The organism is Paenibacillus polymyxa M1 (assembly GCF_000237325.1).
Lineage (GTDB): Bacteria > Bacillota > Bacilli > Paenibacillales > Paenibacillaceae > Paenibacillus > Paenibacillus polymyxa_C.
In genome coordinates, this window is sequence record NC_017542.1 from 4,845,001 (window position 1) to 4,862,984 (window position 17,984).

Annotated in this window: 20 protein-coding genes and 1 rRNA gene (1 of these 21 running past the window's edge); 2 read left to right on the forward strand and 19 right to left on the reverse strand. The window is 45.0% G+C overall.

Annotation, left to right across the window (positions count from 1 at the left end):
• From PPM_RS21925 to PPM_RS22000, 16 genes are all read right to left on the reverse strand, one after another.
• Positions 1-36: ribosomal RNA gene (locus PPM_RS21925) — 16S ribosomal RNA — on the reverse strand; it reaches 1,518 nt to the left of the window's first position.
• A 451-nt stretch (positions 37-487) separates the two neighbouring features.
• Positions 488-1,423, reverse strand: coding sequence for a nucleotidyltransferase-like protein (locus PPM_RS21930; RefSeq protein ID WP_013373013.1), 936 nt, complete (start codon positions 1,421-1,423; stop codon positions 488-490).
• Between the two features lie 56 nt (positions 1,424-1,479).
• Positions 1,480-3,198, reverse strand: coding sequence for a glycosyl hydrolase family 18 protein (locus tag PPM_RS21935; protein ID WP_013373014.1), 1,719 nt, complete (start codon positions 3,196-3,198; stop codon positions 1,480-1,482).
• Between the two features lie 185 nt (positions 3,199-3,383).
• On the reverse strand, positions 3,384-3,815 hold the full coding sequence (locus tag PPM_RS21940; RefSeq protein ID WP_013373015.1) for a Fur family transcriptional regulator: 432 nt from the start codon (positions 3,813-3,815) through the stop codon (positions 3,384-3,386).
• Positions 3,816-3,923: 108 nt separating this feature from the next.
• Complete coding sequence (locus tag PPM_RS21945) at positions 3,924-5,327, reverse strand: DUF4097 family beta strand repeat-containing protein (protein WP_016324718.1); 1,404 nt, start codon at positions 5,325-5,327, stop codon at positions 3,924-3,926.
• Between the two features lie 7 nt (positions 5,328-5,334).
• On the reverse strand, positions 5,335-5,970 hold the full coding sequence (locus PPM_RS21950; RefSeq protein ID WP_013373017.1) for a hypothetical protein: 636 nt from the start codon (positions 5,968-5,970) through the stop codon (positions 5,335-5,337).
• An 83-nt stretch (positions 5,971-6,053) separates the two neighbouring features.
• Positions 6,054-6,767, reverse strand: a complete 714-nt coding sequence (locus PPM_RS21955; RefSeq protein ID WP_013373018.1) for an MgtC/SapB family protein — start codon at positions 6,765-6,767, stop codon at positions 6,054-6,056.
• A gap of 59 nt (positions 6,768-6,826) precedes the next feature.
• Positions 6,827-7,288: a GNAT family N-acetyltransferase gene (locus tag PPM_RS21960; protein ID WP_013373019.1), complete on the reverse strand. Its 462-nt coding sequence runs from the start codon at positions 7,286-7,288 to the stop codon at positions 6,827-6,829.
• Between the two features lie 131 nt (positions 7,289-7,419).
• Entirely contained in the window at positions 7,420-8,865 is a 1,446-nt protein-coding gene (gatB, locus tag PPM_RS21965) for an Asp-tRNA(Asn)/Glu-tRNA(Gln) amidotransferase subunit GatB (RefSeq protein WP_013373020.1), read from the reverse strand.
• 26 nt (positions 8,866-8,891) lie between these two features.
• Positions 8,892-10,349, reverse strand: a complete 1,458-nt coding sequence (gatA, locus tag PPM_RS21970; RefSeq protein WP_013373021.1) for an Asp-tRNA(Asn)/Glu-tRNA(Gln) amidotransferase subunit GatA — start codon at positions 10,347-10,349, stop codon at positions 8,892-8,894.
• A gap of 27 nt (positions 10,350-10,376) precedes the next feature.
• Positions 10,377-10,664, reverse strand: coding sequence for an Asp-tRNA(Asn)/Glu-tRNA(Gln) amidotransferase subunit GatC (gene gatC / locus PPM_RS21975; RefSeq protein ID WP_013373022.1), 288 nt, complete (start codon positions 10,662-10,664; stop codon positions 10,377-10,379).
• A 293-nt stretch (positions 10,665-10,957) separates the two neighbouring features.
• Positions 10,958-11,344: a hypothetical protein gene (locus PPM_RS21980; RefSeq protein ID WP_016324719.1), complete on the reverse strand. Its 387-nt coding sequence runs from the start codon at positions 11,342-11,344 to the stop codon at positions 10,958-10,960.
• 80 nt (positions 11,345-11,424) lie between these two features.
• Positions 11,425-11,634 carry a hypothetical protein gene (locus PPM_RS21985; protein WP_025675432.1) on the reverse strand — a complete coding sequence of 70 codons (210 nt, stop codon included), beginning with the start codon at positions 11,632-11,634 and terminating at the stop codon, positions 11,425-11,427.
• Positions 11,635-11,878: 244 nt separating this feature from the next.
• Positions 11,879-12,508, reverse strand: coding sequence for an MBL fold metallo-hydrolase (locus PPM_RS21990; protein ID WP_013373025.1), 630 nt, complete (start codon positions 12,506-12,508; stop codon positions 11,879-11,881).
• Between the two features lie 3 nt (positions 12,509-12,511).
• Positions 12,512-13,081, reverse strand: a complete 570-nt coding sequence (locus tag PPM_RS21995; protein ID WP_013373026.1) for a thioredoxin family protein — start codon at positions 13,079-13,081, stop codon at positions 12,512-12,514.
• A gap of 1 nt (position 13,082) precedes the next feature.
• A complete protein-coding gene (locus PPM_RS22000; RefSeq protein ID WP_013373027.1) occupies positions 13,083-13,697 on the reverse strand; it encodes a DedA family protein in 615 nt (204 codons plus the stop codon).
• 145 nt (positions 13,698-13,842) lie between these two features.
• On the opposite strand from PPM_RS22000, the gene PPM_RS22005 reads away from it, so the two are divergent.
• Positions 13,843-14,166, forward strand: a complete 324-nt coding sequence (locus tag PPM_RS22005) for a hypothetical protein (RefSeq protein WP_013373028.1) — start codon at positions 13,843-13,845, stop codon at positions 14,164-14,166.
• Positions 14,167-14,246: 80 nt separating this feature from the next.
• On the opposite strand, the gene PPM_RS22010 is transcribed toward PPM_RS22005, so the two are convergent.
• Both PPM_RS22010 and PPM_RS22015 read right to left on the reverse strand, forming a co-directional pair.
• Positions 14,247-15,461 (reverse strand): class I SAM-dependent methyltransferase, encoded by a 1,215-nt coding sequence (locus PPM_RS22010; protein ID WP_016324720.1) that lies wholly within the window; start codon positions 15,459-15,461, stop codon positions 14,247-14,249.
• Positions 15,448-16,104, reverse strand: a complete 657-nt coding sequence (locus PPM_RS22015) for a DUF6483 family protein (protein ID WP_013373030.1) — start codon at positions 16,102-16,104, stop codon at positions 15,448-15,450. Before PPM_RS22015 ends, PPM_RS22010 begins: the two co-directional genes overlap by 14 nt.
• Before the next feature lie 399 nt (positions 16,105-16,503).
• On the opposite strand from PPM_RS22015, the gene PPM_RS22020 reads away from it, so the two are divergent.
• On the forward strand, positions 16,504-17,070 hold the full coding sequence (locus tag PPM_RS22020; RefSeq protein WP_013373031.1) for a pyridoxamine 5'-phosphate oxidase family protein: 567 nt from the start codon (positions 16,504-16,506) through the stop codon (positions 17,068-17,070).
• Between the two features lie 100 nt (positions 17,071-17,170).
• On the opposite strand, the gene PPM_RS22025 is transcribed toward PPM_RS22020, so the two are convergent.
• The gene (locus PPM_RS22025; protein ID WP_013373032.1) at positions 17,171-17,965 is read right to left on the reverse strand and encodes an alpha/beta fold hydrolase; all 795 of its coding nucleotides are present in this window, start codon (positions 17,963-17,965) and stop codon (positions 17,171-17,173) included.
• Between the last annotated feature and the right edge of the window lie 19 nt (positions 17,966-17,984).

Here is a 17,984-nt window from a genome sequence, read left to right on the forward strand (position 1 = left end):
GCGTTCGTCCTGAGCCAGGATCAAACTCTCCATTAAAGACCAACCGAAGTTGGTTATAGAAAGAGCGATTAGCTCATGTTGAAACTGACGAGATAAAATATCTCATTCTTGATTTTGCGAACAAAATCAGTTTACTCACTCGTTGTTCAGTTTTCAAAGATCAAACTTCATTCTTTCTTACTTTGTTTCACCACCGCGTCTCAGCGGCGACTTAAATAATGTAACACACAACCTCATTTTTCGTCAAGCATTTTTTTAAAATTTATTTTCTTGCTTGATGCAACACCTTTTATCCTGCTTTAGACAGTTCTAAATTATTCATGTTGCTTAATGGGGCGAGTTATAACTTAGCACATATTTTACATACTCGTCAAGCTAAAATAATCATTTGTTTATTTTCATTTCCTGTAAATTCTAAATCGCGCAAGAAAAAAGGAAGAATAGATCGTTTATCGACCTTTCTTCCTGATTAATTAACCTCCGCTCATCAAAGAAGGGAGTAGCGCAGTTCACGATTTTGTCCGCGATCCCTAAATTCACCGATGGCTGATTCTCTAATAAGTGAACGATAAACCAGTTTACGGAGCACGACGGTAAGATCTAATTGTAGATTTTTTAACTCAGGATGATTCATAAGTTCATCTATAGACCAAGGTTCCCGTCTGCTGCCTAATATACGGAATAGCGGAGAGGAGCAGTCCTCCATTTTTGACATGACTGAAAATTCACAAGCAAGCAGTACCAGTTCAACCCGTTGCTCCAGAGTCTCCGTACTTAATGTGAGCTCGTTATACAGCTTCTCAATTGTTCGATCCAGCGGCTGCACCTGAACCCATAAGTGAACCTTTGGATAAATCCCACGTTCAATGAGTTCAATAGACGCCCAATGATCCAGTGCCTTCAGGACACTTTGATAAGCGTCAATGATTCGCCCTTCTCGCACTGCTTTTTTACCTTGAACGTAATTGACCAGAAAGCGCGAGAACTCATGAAATCGCTTCTGCTCCCGCAGTGGATCGTCAAATTCAATAATTTCCTGTCTTAAAAGACGTACCCTGTCATCCCGTTCCCAGACAATACGACCTTCTAGCACATAATCTATAATGTTGGCTTGTTCACCTGCGATAATCCAACCCTTCAGACAACTAAGCGTTGTGTACAACACTTGGCATTTTAATCCATTAATATATAAGTGTTGAATAGATCGAACTGGCTCCCGGCCTTCTCCAATAATTAGAATGAGTTCATCAAAGTCGTACAACATTGAACCATGAAAATATTCTCCTGGCTTTCTGTACGAAATAACACCTATTGAATCTTCCTGCAACAATTCATCATGCATCAGGTTTAATTTGGTTAGCTGCACTTCACCCTCCATACCTGCAAGGCGGCTATAACCGCTAAATTGGATATTTGGATACATGTGATCATTTCTACATAAATAAGAAACTTCCTTCTTCAATTGTATAATTTTTTATTTTATTTAATTATTTCTTTCAGTGTTATCCAAGCGTTTTTATCTGCAAAGCTTCGACTCCACACACCAATTCCACCCAAGTTCAGTGATTGGGCAAGTTCTACTCTTGCTTTCAGGGATATCTGATCCTCTAACCAAATCTTTTTGACCACACCGTCTTCGGTATACTCCACATAATTCTGACCTTCGGAAGCTTTAAATTTGGGTTTCAACTTAAATTGGGCTACGATTTCCGCCGCTGACTCCATACCAATTGATTTGGAGGTGACCTTAATCTTCCCTTCTTTGGGAGTCTCGGACCAAACACGAGTATATAACGGAATACCTAAAATCACTTTTTGAGGCGGCACTTCGTCTTCCTGAAGAATGCGCTTAATTGACGTTTCTGTCCATGGTAACGAGGCGACCGAACCGGCTTTTGGACTAGCTGCCCAATGCTCATCATACGCCATTACCATGAGATAATCAGTAATCGCGCCCAATGATTTCCGATCCAAGAAGGCAGACCACATCTCACTTTGAGATTTAGGAGTAACATCAATGGACAGTATCAAATCATGTTCCCGAGCCATCGGTTTAAGTTCCCGTAAAAATTGGGTGACATTGGGACCGTCCTTTGTATGAACATTTTCAAAGTCAATATTAATACCGTCCAGATCATTTTCTTGGGCAAGTGAAATCATCTGATCTACAATCGACTTTCGACGTTCAAAGGTAGATAGTGCCTCTGTTGTTATTTCGGGATTAAAGCTGTTGCTCAACAAGCCCCATACCTCTATCCCCTTACGATGTGCCCAGCTGACATATGCAGGGTCCGCCTTGCTTTCTACAGTACCCTCATGATCAACGACGCTGAACCATGTAGGGCTCACCACATTTACTCCAGGCATAGGATCAAATTTGGAAGGATCCGGCCTACGATTATAGACGGCTTCCCAAGCGAGATTCACAGGTTTACCCTGCCAATGCTTCTCCGAGATTGACAAATCGTCCTTAACCGAAGGTATCACAAGTTCTTCTCCTTCAGAGATACAGTCTGACTTAATGTATCCTGCATAACCATTGTCTAACTGCACAAAATACCAATCGCCCTGTTGAGACCAAATGCGTACTTTCGTCTGCTGTGATACATCTGCCAAAATAAAGGATAGACTAGAGGCTTCTTTACGCAAAGCTATCCTAGCATCCTGTTGCCCATCTTTCTTTTCTACACTACCTAGCCTGACCTTCTCTCCGGCTTTCATCAGAATGACGGCACCTGTTACAGGGTCTTCGTGGATGGATATACCATATACTTCACGTACAGCCTCAATGGGGACATACACCTCTCCACTGATTATCTGAGGAGCAGCGCTAGACGTATATGTTTTACCATTCAGTTCGCCTTGTGTCTTTGAAACATTCATATGGAGCAAGCTTTGTCTCGTTGTCATAATGACGGTTTGGCTGTCATCCTCATAACGAATTGTAGGGTCTATTTGACCTTGTATCAATTTAAGCGGCATCAGCATGTTCTTACCGGAGCTTTGAGCTTCATATCCGGTCAACTTGCCCTTCATAAAAATAGGTCGGACACTCCCCTGCCAATCGGGTTTCTCGTGAAGAGGATTACCGTACCATACGACAGTAATTGCACATATAATTGCTGCGATTAATAGCAGGCTTGCCGCTCCTTTGAATCGAGAACGTTTACGGCGACGTCTGGAATGATTTCTGGCCAATATTGAACCTCCATTGTAAGAAATTTTGATTTCTGTATTTTGTAACTTTAACAGATTACTTGAAACAAAAAACAAAGTGATTCAAACAAAAAAACGCGGTAAATCCCCACTTATGGGGAATTCCTCACGTTTCCAATCCATTACAATATATACATACCGCACAAAAAACTTCTATTCTTGTTTCGTTACGATTGTTTGTTACTACAAGCCTTGCATACTCCGTGTAACTCCATACGATGTCCATGCACCTCGAAGCCAGTTTCCAACGCGGCATGGCGTTCCACATCTGCCAAATACGGATAACTGAAATCTTCAATCTTTCCGCATTTTTCGCAAATGATGTGATAGTGCTCCGAAATATTGGCATCATAACGACTGGCGTTATCTCCATAGGTCAACTCATGTACCATACCCGCTTCTATAAACATCTTTAAGTTATTATAAACCGTAGCCACACTCATACTTGGAAACTTGGACTCAAGCGCACGATATATTTCATCTGCAGTCGGATGCCCCATAGATTCCATTAAATAGTTTAATATGGCATGGCGCTGGGGTGTTATGCGTACACCTGTCTTCTTCAGAAGTTCCAAAGCATGCTGGACGCGTGCTGCCATATATGTCCACCGCCTTATCCCTTACTTGCAATCCTATCAATTACCACGCATCTATTTACAATTCACTTCTAAAGCTATTCACATTGTACGGTCTACTCAAGATTCTTGTCAACGCGCCGTATTGTCCCTGGATGTTCCTATAGAAGTATCGTTCACAGGAACTTCAGCCTCATCTGGAGAAATTCCAGTTGCATCAGGCACAGTCGATCCCCCAGAATCATCCAAGTCAGGTAACGACGGCATCAGCAACTTTTTAATGGTTAAATTACTGTTACCCTCTACGCTGATCACATATTTTCCATCTCCGTTTTGGCCTGAAATGCTTTTACTGTCTATTTTAAACGGAAAATCAGACTGAAGATTACCATAACTGCTTGAACCCTCTAACTGAAAATCTCCACTCGATGGAAGATCCAATACGATATCACCGACAGCACTGTATATTTTCCAATCCCCACCTACCTGCTCGCTATGCACTTTGATAGCGCCATTAAGCGAATTTGCATTCAGCTTGGCTGTAGAATTCAGCACATTCATGTCACCATTCTGAGTATCAACGGTGATATCCCCTTCCGAACGAGCGACCTGAATGTCACCTACCATGGTGTGGAGTGACACGGCCCCTTCAATATCCCCTGCCTGCATATCTCCACGGTTCGTGCGTACATCCACATCTCCGGAAATCCGATGCAATTTAATCTGTCCGTTCAGGGTGCCTCCTTTGACATTGCCAATAGCGTCATTAACTGTGAGATTCCCATTACCGCTCTCAAGCCGGATGCTGTCGATAGCGTCAACTCCATTCAAGGTGATATTCCCGTTGGAGGTTCTAATCTGCATGTTGAACCGCCGATCCTCTGGTACGGTGATCAACATGTTCATACGAGGCTGACGTTTACTTGATGCTCCGTATGACTGTACCTCTGGGCGAATCTGGATGGTCTTGCCGTCGGTAGAAGTCAGTGAAGAAGCTTGAGCAATCTTGTCCGCTTCGGCAGCAGGCGCTTGATCCACCCATAGAGTCCCACGTACCTCTATATTGGATACCGGCCGTCTGATCAGTGTTATATCTCCATTCACTGAATCAACTACTAAATCGGACGTCTGCATAGTTACCGGTACCAGCACACCGCCCATATCATACCGATTCTCTTTAGCCTGGCTAAAATCCATAGAGGCCGATGTCAGATTGAGACTAACCCGGTTCCACAGGTACATATAATGGTTTTGCTGGGTCACGATAAAAACCGAAGCAGCCACTACCAAAGCGGACAGAATCCCCTTTAAGTCAGGTCTAAAACGTCGTCCGTTGTCAGGCTTGCCCTCTTTGCGATAATACACACCAAAAAAAATCAGATACTCCAGTCCCCAAAGCACAAAAATGACAGGCCACCACACAAGGAGCTGAAGCATATATTCCGTGTTCTGAAGCACATCTACAATCAGCAAAATGCCTACAGCCATCAATAGAAGCGAAGAGGTGTAGCGGCCGACTCTTATTTTGCGGTGCACGCCTGCTTCACCCTCTTTCTTTCAACTTTTTACGTTTAAAGGATAGAATGGCTTCCCTTAGAAAAAGGAATAAACCGATCATCATTAATATAATGGCCAGCGTCAGAAATCCATAATCTTCGAAGAAAATGCTTAACCAGCGAGGTTTCATGCGGAACAGAATCATAAGTCCACCGCCTGCCACCAGTAGCACTGCAAAAGCAAAACCTCTTTCCCATGCATAAAAAGGACTGCTTTGCTGACCTCTAGCATCCATTCGTGCATATTGATCCGGCTTGCGCCGATAACGAACCATGTAATCCGCTGACTGTAGTACATCATATACATTATAAAAATATAATACGGGTATGAACAATCCAAGCAAAATAAGTAATGGGATGTTAATCCTCAATCCATCTGAGGAAACATACAGCATCGCAAAAATATCTAGCAGGAGCAATACAATAAATGTAAGTCCCCTAATAAACAATCCTAAGAAAAGATGTCCCATTCCTGGTATCAATGCTGCCATGATAATAGCAATTACTTTGCGAAATTTAGCGTATTGCAGACGTCCCCGCTGTTTCTGTCCATGTGGCTGCCCAGGCTGTCCAGACGGTAACGGTTGTTCCGAGTTCATGCCATCCTCCCCTTTGAATTCCATACGTAGCTCCGCTGAAAAATGCTTTGATGGTTACATAGTACCCCAATCAGATTTGATAGTAACTGTAAAAAAAAGGGTTATGGTCACTCAACGGAGACTGCAGCTATATCTTCCCATTGTCGTAAATCAGCTGCAATACGTACCGCATTAAAGTCATGTCGGGCCAGCACCTCCAGGGAAACCTCCATACTCTGACGATCCGGATGCAATTCATGAAATGGAACATGCTCATGTTCTTTAATCATAATTTTACGTATTTCCACTTTTTCTTGCTCTAAATAAGTCGAAATTTGATCGAGCAATCCGTGAGAGGACAATCCGTACAGTGTAATAAGATGAGGCTTGCGTCCACGCATATACCGAAGTTCTAATTTGTTGAACACCCATAAATTTAAAAATACGAGCACCGTTGCTGCTATAGAAGGTAAATAGAAGCCTGCTCCCACCCCAAGGCCAATGGCAGCTACGACCCAAATGGAAGCAGCCGTCGTGAGTCCAGTAATGGATTTACCTGTGAACATAATTGTACCTGCCCCCAAAAAGCCTACGCCAGTAATCACCGCCGTAGCCAAACGAGCTGGATCTATACGCACATTAGCTTCTTTAATAAAATCAGCAAAGCCGTAAATGGAGAGCAGCATAATCAGCGTCGAACCAAGACTGACCATAATGTGAGTCCGCAAACCAGCAGCGTGATTGGAACGTTCTCGCTCAAAGCCAATGAATCCACCGAGTAGCATGGACAGTAATAGCCGTAAAATGACATGTGAATCATCTATAATCCACGGATTATTCATTCGAGTCTCTCCTCCCGGTTGTGTCGTGCTTCCTTGTCCGGGCACGCGGTTTGTGAGTATTATTCCACGTTATGCAAATGGTAGGTGGTTAATTCCACACCTGGGGCCACTTCTGCCGCGGAAACGGGTCGAAAACCATGTTTTCGATAAAGTGTCACTGCAGGCGTGTTTAAAGTTCCTGTGGTGACGATAAACAGCGGGACATTCTGATATTCATTCAAAACATGCTTCATTAAGGAGTCCGCAATCCCTTTGCGAAAATGATCTGGATGAACCATCATACGTGTAAGGGTAAGCGAACCAGACGATTCAGACTGCACAGCTAGCGCTCCTAGCAGTTCATCATCCTCCAACCACCCATAAAAAGACTCTCCACAGCTTCTAAGTGTCTCCAATGTATCCATTAGTGGAGGAATCTCATCAAATCCAATCAGCTCAGCTTCCAGTCTATAAGCGACGTGCTGAAGACGCCATATCTGACTGACAATATCATCATCTTCCAATGAACATAGGGTAACCATGCTGTTTGCCCTCCTAAGGAAACTATAATATGTCATTACGATTCTGATACTTGTTCGATGCCCATACGTTCTCTGCACTTATGCAAAAGAGGCCTGTCCCTAAAAGACAAGCCCCTGTCATAACTATGCCATTAACGGTTCAACACTTCTGTCAGCAACTTATTAGCGAGACCCGGGTTGGCTTTTCCCTTGCTCTCCTTCATCACTTGACCGACCAAGAAGCCGATGGCCTTTTGCTTGCCAGCTTTGTAATCCTCGACCGATTGCGGGTTGGCTGCTACAACTTGCTCGACAATTGTCAGAATTGCACCTTCATCACTGATTTGCACAAGCCCTTTTTCTTCAACAATTTGCTGCGGCAGTTTATCACTTTCCAGCATTTCCTTGAAGACCGTTTTGGCTATTTTGCTATTGATCGTCCCCTTCTCCAGTAGTCCGATCATTTCACCCAAGCCCCGACCTGTCAATTTAACCTGCGACAGTTCTACACTGGCACTGTTTAAATAGCCGAGTAAATCTCCCATAATCCAGTTGGATACTGCTTTGGCATCCTTGGTGTACTGAAGACTATCCTCGAACAAATCAGCCAATGGTTTGGAGGACGTAATTACCTGTGCATCATACTCAGGTAATCCATATTCCGAAGTGTAACGTGTTTTGCGCTGGTCGGGTAATTCAGGAATCGAAGCACGGATACGTTCTTTCCACTCCTCATCAATATGCAGTGTAACGAGATCCGGGTCCGGGAAATAACGATAGTCGTGCGCCTGTTCCTTACCACGCATGGACAGGGTTTTACCCTGTGCCTCATCCCAGCGACGTGTTTCCTGTACGATCGTTCCACCTTCGTCCAGGGTCTGTTCTTGCCGGAACTGCTCATATTCCAGTCCGCGCTGTACACCACGGAAGGAGTTCATGTTTTTCAGTTCCGCTTTGGTTCCCAGCTCTTTTTGACCATGCGGACGAAGACTGATATTGGCATCGCAACGAAGCGAGCCTTCCTCCATCTTCACATCGGATACGTCACAATACTGCATAATGGCACGTATTTTTTCCAGATAAGCCTTGGCTTCTTCCGGCGAAGATATATCCGGCTCCGAAACGATTTCAACCAATGGTGTGCCGACCCGGTTAAAATCAACCAAAGACGCATAGCCACCATCAACATGGGTTAATTTCCCCGCATCCTCTTCCAGATGCAACCGGGTAATACCGATACGCTTGGTTTCACCGTTCACTTCAATATCAATCCAGCCGTTCTCGCCGATCGGCTGGTCATATTGCGAAATTTGGTAAGCCTTCGGTGAATCGGGGTAGAAATAGTTTTTGCGGTCAAACTTGCTCACATCAGCAATGGTGCAATTGAGCGCCATTGCCGCTTTCATCGCATAATCAACGGCTTGACGATTCAATACAGGCAATACTCCAGGATGTCCAAGACAGACCGGACATGTATGAGAGTTTGGCGGCGCTCCGAAGGATGTCGAGCATCCACAAAATATTTTGGACTTCGTATGCAATTCCACATGGACTTCAAGTCCAATGACCGTCTCATACTTCGATGTAGTTGTAGACATGAATAGGTTCCCTCCTTTTTGCCAAATTACAGCTGCGGACGCTGCTTGTGAAATTCAGTATTTTGTTCGAATGCATGCGCTACGCGCAGTACAGAAGACTCGTCAAAGGCTTTCCCGATAATTTGTAGTCCGACTGGCATTCCATCTGCAAGACCACAAGGAATACTGATCGCCGGCACGCCAGCTAAACTCACCGGAATCGTCAAAATATCGTTCAAATACATCGTCAACGGGTCGTCCACTTGGGAGCCGATTTTGAAAGCGGTAGTCGGTGCAGTAGGTCCGATAATCACATCATATTGTTCAAATACACGATCAAAATCCTGTTTGATCAGTGTGCGCACTTTTTGAGCTTTCAAATAATAAGCATCGTAGTACCCGGAGCTGAGTGCATAGGTACCGAGCATAATCCGACGCTTCACCTCAGGACCAAACCCTTGCGTACGGGACTGATGGTACAGATCAAGCAGGTTATCTGGATTGTCAGCGCGCACACCATAGCGCACACCGTCAAAGCGGGCCAGATTGGACGATGCTTCGGATGAAGCCAGCAGGTAGTATGTCGCAACCGCATATTCCGTGTGTGGAAGAGATACCTCTTCCCATACAGCGCCCAATCCTTCCAGTGTTTTCAGTGCATCAAGCACCTTTTCCTTGACCTGTGGGTCTACGCCTTCACCAAGATACTCTTTAGGTACAGCGATACGAAGACCTTTTACATCTCCGGTTAAAGCGTTCAAATAATCAGGAATGTCTACCTTCGCAGAGGTGGAGTCCTTCTGGTCATAGCCTGCAATGGCTTGCAGGACATAGGCCGAATCCTGAACATTTTTTGTAATCGGACCGATTTGGTCTAAAGATGAAGCAAAGGCCACCAGTCCAAAACGGGATACCAGACCATAGGTTGGTTTTAGGCCAACTACGCCGCAATAAGAAGCGGGCTGGCGAATGGAGCCGCCTGTATCGGAACCGAGCGTGAAATAAGCTTCACCCGCCGCAACAGCTGCAGCCGAGCCGCCACTGGAACCGCCGGGAACACGTTCTAAATCCCAAGGGTTACGTGCGGGGAAAAAGCTGGAGTTCTCGTTAGAACCACCCATAGCGAATTCGTCCATGTTCATTTTACCAAGTGTCACGGTTTGCGCTGCGCGTAACTTGCCAACCACTGTGGCATCGTAAACGGGATCAAAATTTTTCAAAAACTGACTGCCACATGTTGTGCGTAGCCCTTCCGTCACGATATTATCCTTAATACCAACCGGCAGGCCAAACAACAATCCTCTTTCCTCTCCGGAAATCAGCTGATCATCCAGCTGACGTGCGGATGCCCGGGCCTGTTCCTCGTCAACGGTAATATAGGCTCTGATCTTGTCTTCCTGCGCATCAATTGTCTCCAGAGCGTGCCCCACCAGATCACTCACGGAAATTTCCTTTTGATGCAGCTTGTTATGTATTTCCGGCAATGTGTTATTAAACAAGCTCAATTTGCATCCTCCTTTCAAATGTGAAATCTATTCCAGAACAGCAGGAACTTTAAACTGTCCATCTTCTTCTTCAGGTGCATTACGCATCACTTGCTCATGCGTCAAACTTTCGCGAACTTCGTCGTCCCGCATGACATTGCTGACGTGCAGCACATGAGTGGTCGGTTTTACCTGCTCCGTATCCAGCTCATTCAGCTTCTCCGCATAATGGAGAATGGCGTTTAATTGCCCTGTCATCGTTTCTTCCTCATTCTCGGTCAAATTCAACCGGGACAGCCTGGCTACGTGACGGACATCTTCCTTGGAAATGTTCATTCAAAACCCTCCTCATGTATATATAAAAATCCAATAAGCGACTGGAATCGGATTTTGCAAAATTCTGGTATCAAAAATGTTACACCGAACTTTGAAATAACGTTTTTAATTATAGGATAGAACCCTATACAATTCAATCTTTGACGCGGTACAGAAGCAGACTGTACATTAATGAGGTAAATGTTACTAAAAGAATATAAAAAAAGCACCTTTCGGTGCTCTTTCAAGAAAACTATAGCAGCTGAAATCGTGCCCATTATATATTGTTAAAAAGAGTCGGCAACAGCCGATTCTTATATCCAAGCACGCAAATTAACTTGTTTGATAAAATCAGCCTGTGACAACAATTCTGCCGCGGTTTCTTCTTCCTCAGTCTCTACTGAATCATGACCACCATTCATCACATGTCTGAACAGCTTCTCATTATGAGTAGCAAGGGCGTAATCTATCAGCGCTTCACGCTCAATCCGCTCGGCTTCCAGCTTGAGAATACTTTCTTCCAGCTCGATGTCTCCGGATGGTACGAAAAAATTGCGATTCACCTTCGGTACGCGAATGACATAGTCAAAAGCATTGTCCGCATTACGGTCGTAAGCAATGATATAACCATGTTCGCCCACAGGAAGATTCTGCTCAAAAGCATCCGCGACGATCATAATTCTAGCTCCTAAATGATGCATCGTTAGCCCCCCCGTTTGTCTGAACTTATCTGCTAAGTCTACTAAAAAAAAGGTAGCTTGTCTATATCATCTATGTATCTTCATAATCGATCGTCTCCACGTCCAAATCTATGCTCGTTAAGCCGTATATGCCAGTTTTGCGTAAGGGTTCCGCCCCGCCGTTTTACCTTTTTCCAAGTTATGATCTTCGGTTCGGAACCTACCACAACATCTTCAATATCTACTATTTCGGAAAGACGGAAACTGCCTTCGTTCTCACGTTGTACACCATATATATGTTTTCTTTTCATTCTTGCTCCCCCTTGTGATCTGATGGCCTCATGCCTCTTTATCCTCTTAATGGGCAAAAAAAAGAACGCAAACCGGGATTCATCCACAGCTTGCGTGCTTCGCGAGTTTAGTATGTAACTTTAATAAATTTATGTTAACAAAAATAAAAACCTTTGTCTATACATAATTTATATTTTGTTGTCGAATTGAGGCAAAACCTGTCACTTCTTTGATTTTGCCTCAATTAATTAACGTTTATCAAATTTACCGAATATACGGATTGTTAGCTTTCTCATAACCAATGGATGTTTTGGGTCCGTGACCAGGATAAACTGTAACGTCATCTCCAAGCGGAAACAACTTATTCTGAATGGAATCATACAAGTCGCGTTCCCGACCACCAGTCAGATCTGTGCGTCCGACGCCCTGACGGAATAGCACATCCCCCGAGAAAAGATCTTTGCCACACAAGAAGCTAACACTTCCGGGTGAATGCCCCGGTGTATGGAGCACCTTGAACGTGTGTCCGATTAGTTTTAATTGCTGACCTTCCGCCAAATCATATTCGGCAGGTCCTGTCGAGATCGGTGGAGATGCCTCTGGCCACATCAGGGAGCCATTCAGCTTAGGAGATGTGAGCCAGTCTTGCTCCAAAGCGTGCAGATACACCGGGCATCCTTTCGCATTGCGAATCTCCTCCACCCCTCCAATATGATCAAAATGGGCATGAGTCAGCAGAATAGCTTCAATGGTTAGAGACTCAATCGCTCTCAGCAAAGGACCCGGATTCATTCCTGGATCAATAATAACGGCGCGCTGTGGATCATCCCCTTGAAGCAAATAAGCATTTGTTTGAAGTGGACCCAGATTAAAGCTGCGAATTGATAAGGTCATAAGTTAAAATCCCGAGATCAGCTCGCGTAATTCCTGAACAATCACAGGATGGACCTCGGTTCCCTCCCCATATTTTTCAGCCATTTCTTTGCGAGCTACTGCAATTTTTTCTTGATAGTCATCGGCTTCCCGATCTGGATTTTCACGTTTGAATTCGATCATAATTTGTTGGACATGTGCAGGGCGTGGTCCCCAGTGGCCAAGTACATGACCTCCTGTATCCGCAAAAATCACAATCGGCACAGCACGTCCGCCCATTGTCAGGAAGTCGTCCATCAGCGCCTGATGATTTTCTAGAATCAATACTTCGGTTGGAATACCGCTATTCTCCAGCGCGCGGAACACAACTGGCACATTGCGTACGACATCCCCACACCAGTCGGCAGCCAAAATAAGCACACGCAGATCATCACGATGGTTCAGGCTTTCAAAAAACTCCCGATCCTCTTCGCTGCTCCACACAAACTGATCGTATCCAGAGCGGAAGGCTTCTTTGTTCTTTTCCATGCCCTCCATAAATTGTTCAGGACTCAAGCCCTTGCCGAAATATTGCGATACGTTAGTACGGCTCATGTTATACACTTCCTTTTTTGTTTTTGGCTACAATCCATTTGATAACAAAATAAATGATCAAGAGCGCAAGAGCAACCAGCAAAATGGGTTTGATATAAGGTGCCGCCACTTCGTCAATTTGCTCCCACTTGTCTCCCAGCAGCATACCTAAATATATAAACAAAACAGACCAAGGTATAATCGCTAGCGTCGTCAAAATAATAAAGCGCCATACGTTCATTCGAGCCAACCCGGCAGGGATTGAGATCGCGTGACGAACAACAGGGATAAAGCGAGCTGTAAAAATGACCCCTGTGCCATATTTATTGAACCAGGCTTCAGCGTGGTCAACATGACTTTTTTTGATGAGTATGTATTTACCATACTTATCTAATACGGGTCTGCCGCCATAGCGTCCGATCCAGTAAATAAACAGCTGGGCCAGCACCCCGCCAATCGTTCCAAACACGACTGCGCCAAAAAAATTAATATGACCCGAGGACACTAAAAAACCGCCATAAGCGAGGACAATTTCACTTGGAATGACCTCCACCATCAAGCCTAGCATAATACCAAAATACCCAAGACTGCGAATGATCTCAAACAAATAATTAATGATACTAGATATATGGTCCATTTTTCCTTCCCACTCCCTGCCTGTTTCTCTATTTTCATTAGTGTATCACAGCGGCAGAACAAGTCGCCACTTCGCTCCATTAGGGCGGTCAGTGACCCCAGCTCCTGTGCCCGCATAAGTTGTGAGAGAGAGGAGGGGGTACAATATGCCTCCCGGCAAATTCCCCAAACATGACAATCCACAATCCCGTTTACCCACGGCTCGTGGTATCCGCCGCGCATGCAGCAAAGAGCTGTACCGAACCTGCAAACGTCTGCCTGTTCACATTGCTCCTGATCTGGTCAAGCAGGGCGAGGAGCTATATTGCCGCAAGGTCGTCGGCCACCTCATCTGGATTGCGGAAAACCATAGTAATCGCAAACTACTGTGCGACTGGTGGGACGAAGATGTCAGCGAGGAGCTCGCGGCATTGTGGAAGGTGGACCGTGATGTCTTGTGCACCGCTTTTAGAAGTGCCTATGGCGGGTAGATGTTTGCGTACAGCAACCATGAACTGTAAACTACAAAAAAGTGGAGCCACCCTGCAGTGGCTCCACTTTTGCTATATTCTTAGCTGTGTGTCTGCTGCTGTCCCGCCCCTTCGGGAAGCAAATCCGCACAGGCACGTTCCAAATAAGGATCAGCATGTATAAAATCCCGAAATGCTGTATACTCACGCCACAGAACGGACCGTTCTCCCGCTTGGCCTTTGACAGCACGAATCAGAATATTTTTAGGCGTATGCTCCATGTCGATAAATTCCAAGAGCTGTGTCCGATACCCCATCATATCCAGCAGCTTGGCCCGGATTCCATCCGTTGCCAGTGCAGAAAAACGCTCTTTTAAAATGCCATGGGAGAGCAAAGGCTCCAATACCGGATTTTCCAGTTGGCTAAACAACTCATGCTGGCAGCACGGAACTGATAAAATGACAGACGCTCCCCAGCGGACAGCCTTTTCCAGCGCTGCATCTGTTGCCGTATCGCATGCATGCAAGGTAACGACCATATCCACCTGCTCCAGTTCATTGTAGTCTGCGATATCTCCGACCAGAAACTCCAACTGTCGATATTGCAGCTTTTGAGCCAGAAGATTACAGGTTTCAATGACATCTGCCTTCAAGTCCAAACCGACAATCTGCAAAGGTCGTTTTTGCTGTACTGCCAAATAATGATATAAGGCAAAGGTCAAATACGACTTGCCGCAGCCAAAATCTACAATCGTCAATGGGCGGCCTACCGGAAGGCTGGGCAATACATCCTGCACCATTTCGAGAAAACGGTTGATTTGACGGAATTTATCGTATTTGCGGGCCAGTACCTTACCGTCCTCATTCATAATCCCCAGCTCAATCAGGAAAGGAATACGCTCTCCTTCCTCAAGCACATATTGCTTTTTGCGATTATGAGACAGATCGGCTTTACTTTTGCTCGGTGACTTTGTCAGAATGGATACTTTATATTTTTTACTGATTAGCACCTGGTAGTCTGCATCCTTGGCACATAGAAGCCCTTGGCGGAATGTGTCCTCAAACAAGGCAGTCATGCGCTCATTAGCTTCGTCAGGGGTCAGATTTTCATGAATGACTTTGTTGCTGTAATGAAAGGCAAACTGGTAATGCAGTTTGTTTTTCAATTCCACAGGTTTGATTTGTACTTTAGTAAAAGAAGCATCCTCACGTTTGCGCAGCTGACTCAGCGTTGCTGTTATGAGGGATCCTCCCGTGGTCAATTGGTATACAAGTTCGCGCAGTGAATCCAAAAGGTACATCTCACTTTCTTTCATGTAATTGGGTGATCTCGGACAAACCCTCGATGATTTCCTGGCGTGAAATTCCACCCCGTTCTAGCTCTGCATCGGTCTTATCCAGTAACTGACTGTAAAATGTCTCTGCTTCTGATCTCAGCTCCGGCTGCTCCCATGCCAATCCAAACCAGACATCTGCGGCTTGGTCCAGCCTGTTTTCCCGCTCATAATGAACAGCTAACAGCTTGCTGGTTTCCGGAGAGAGTTCATATTCATGAAGCAGTTTTACGATACACGCTATTCGTTCAGGCAGGACCTGTAGATCACGAGTCGCGCCATTCAGATCGCTGTACAAATATAAATGAAGAGATTTCATTAAAATTCGTATGCCCTCGTCTAATCTGCTGGTCTCCATGTATATAACAGCTTCTTCTTCCAGAATGCGAGCCACTTGCTGAAGCTCATCCGCTTCCATCCCAGGGCCCATTCGGAAAAGCTCAATAATTTGTTCCGGCGGCAATCGTCTGAGCAAATCTGAACGAAGGCGAAACTGCTTGTTAAGTAGTTCATCTAGTTGTTTTAGCGCTTCAACGTGTTTATTTTCACGCCTCAGACCGAGCACCGATGCCACTGCTGATGTCAATTCTTCCATCATGCTAAGCAAATAATCTTTTCTAAGCAAGCCGTTCCCTTCCTTTCATCCTGATGCCTAGAGACCCAGCAACCCTGTCCCTTCTGATTGTAAGACATCCTTGTCTAAAAGCCAAATGCCGCCGACATGGCGTAAACTCATTTAGCACAATTACAAATCATTTATAGCATCAATGATCCGGCACTCAGAAAATCACGTACAACACGTAACATTCGGGTAGCACAGTGTTTTATAGCCGATCATGTGACCAACTTCAAATACAAGTATTCAAAAATTTGATATTGATTCTCCGTTAGTCTCATGTTATTTTTGTTTCATACGAAACAAAAATAATCTTTTTAACATATTGATTCGCGAAATAAAATATAATATTTATTTTCTCTAGAAACAAAATCATGAGTTAATATTTTACGGGAAGGATGTTGAAGTATGGGAAAACAATTTAGTTCGATACTACCGGAATATCAGGAGTTCATACAGCGGCAGCATATTTTCTTTGTAGGATCAGCACCTGTATCTAAGACGGGGCATGTGAATATTTCCCCCAAGGGCTACGATTCTTTTTGTATATTGTCAGATCACAAGGTAGCCTATCTCGACTTGTCGGGAAGTGGCAACGAGACAAGTGCGCACATTATAGAGAACGGACGGGTAACCATCATGTTCTGTGCATTTGAAGGCGAGCCCTGTGTATTAAGGCTCTTTGGTACTGGCACAGTCGTGTTGCCCAATACAAAGCGTTGGAATGAGCTCTATCCTCTCTTCAATCCACTGCCTGGGGCAAGACAAATCATTGTTGTTGATGTTCATATGGTGCAACATTCATGTGGTTTTGCAGTTCCCTTCATGACTTACACGAGCGAACGGGAAAAGCTGAAGGACGTGGCGATTCAGATGGGCGAAGAAGCACTTAAAAAGTATGCATACGAGAAGAATTTAGAGAGTATTGACGGTTTGCCGACGGCGTTTGCCTTGAACAAAAACAATATGACTTAGGCATTTTGCACATTAACCAATAGGAAGCAACAAGTCAGCAAAAAACCGGATCCCCTCTAATACCACATCAGAAGGTTCCGGTATCTAGACTTACCTTACTCTACTTTTTCAAGTTCTGGTCTAAAAATGACAAGATGGCATTCGCTAATAACTGCGGTGCTTCGATCAAGCTCATGTGTCCAGACTGCGGTAGAGTAACCTGGGTTACCCCGGTTCGATCTGTTGTAAACGTCCGTGCTGGAGGAACCGCCTGATCCTGCTCCCCTGCTACTAAAAGAGCTGGCAATGCAGAAGCTGACAGCACATCCCGACGGTCCGGGCGCTCGCGCATAGCCAGTGATGCTCCTACGGCTCCTTGAGGAGGTGTTTTGTAGCCAATTTCTTTGACTTTGAGTAGTTGGTTCGGCATCGACTCCACATGTTCAGGAGCAAACAATCCTGGTACGAGTCCATCTACAAAGGTTGTAATCCCTTCCGTTTGAATGGTGGATACAGCCTTGTTCCGCTTTTCTTTACCTTCGTCCGTATCTGCATAAGCCGTCGAATGAATCAGTCCAAAGGCTGTCAGACGCTCTGCATGTCTCTGTACCGCGGAAAGGGCCAAGTAGCCTCCTAGGGAGTGGCCAAACCATGCAGCCTGAGGAATGTCCAACTGTTCCTGAAGTTTAAGCACATCGTCTGCCATTTGATCAATCGTATAGGCTCCGAGTGGAGCATCGCTGCGTCCGTGTCCACGCAAGTCTGGAACAATACAACGATAGCTTGGGGATAGCAAGGGAACAACCTCATCCCAATAGGAGGAGCTTCCGCAAAATCCGTGCAATAGAATGATCGGATCTCCTTTTCCTTGTTCGGCATAGCAGATCGTCGTTCCTTCGCATAATACCTTTTCCATGTGGAACCCTTCCTTCTCT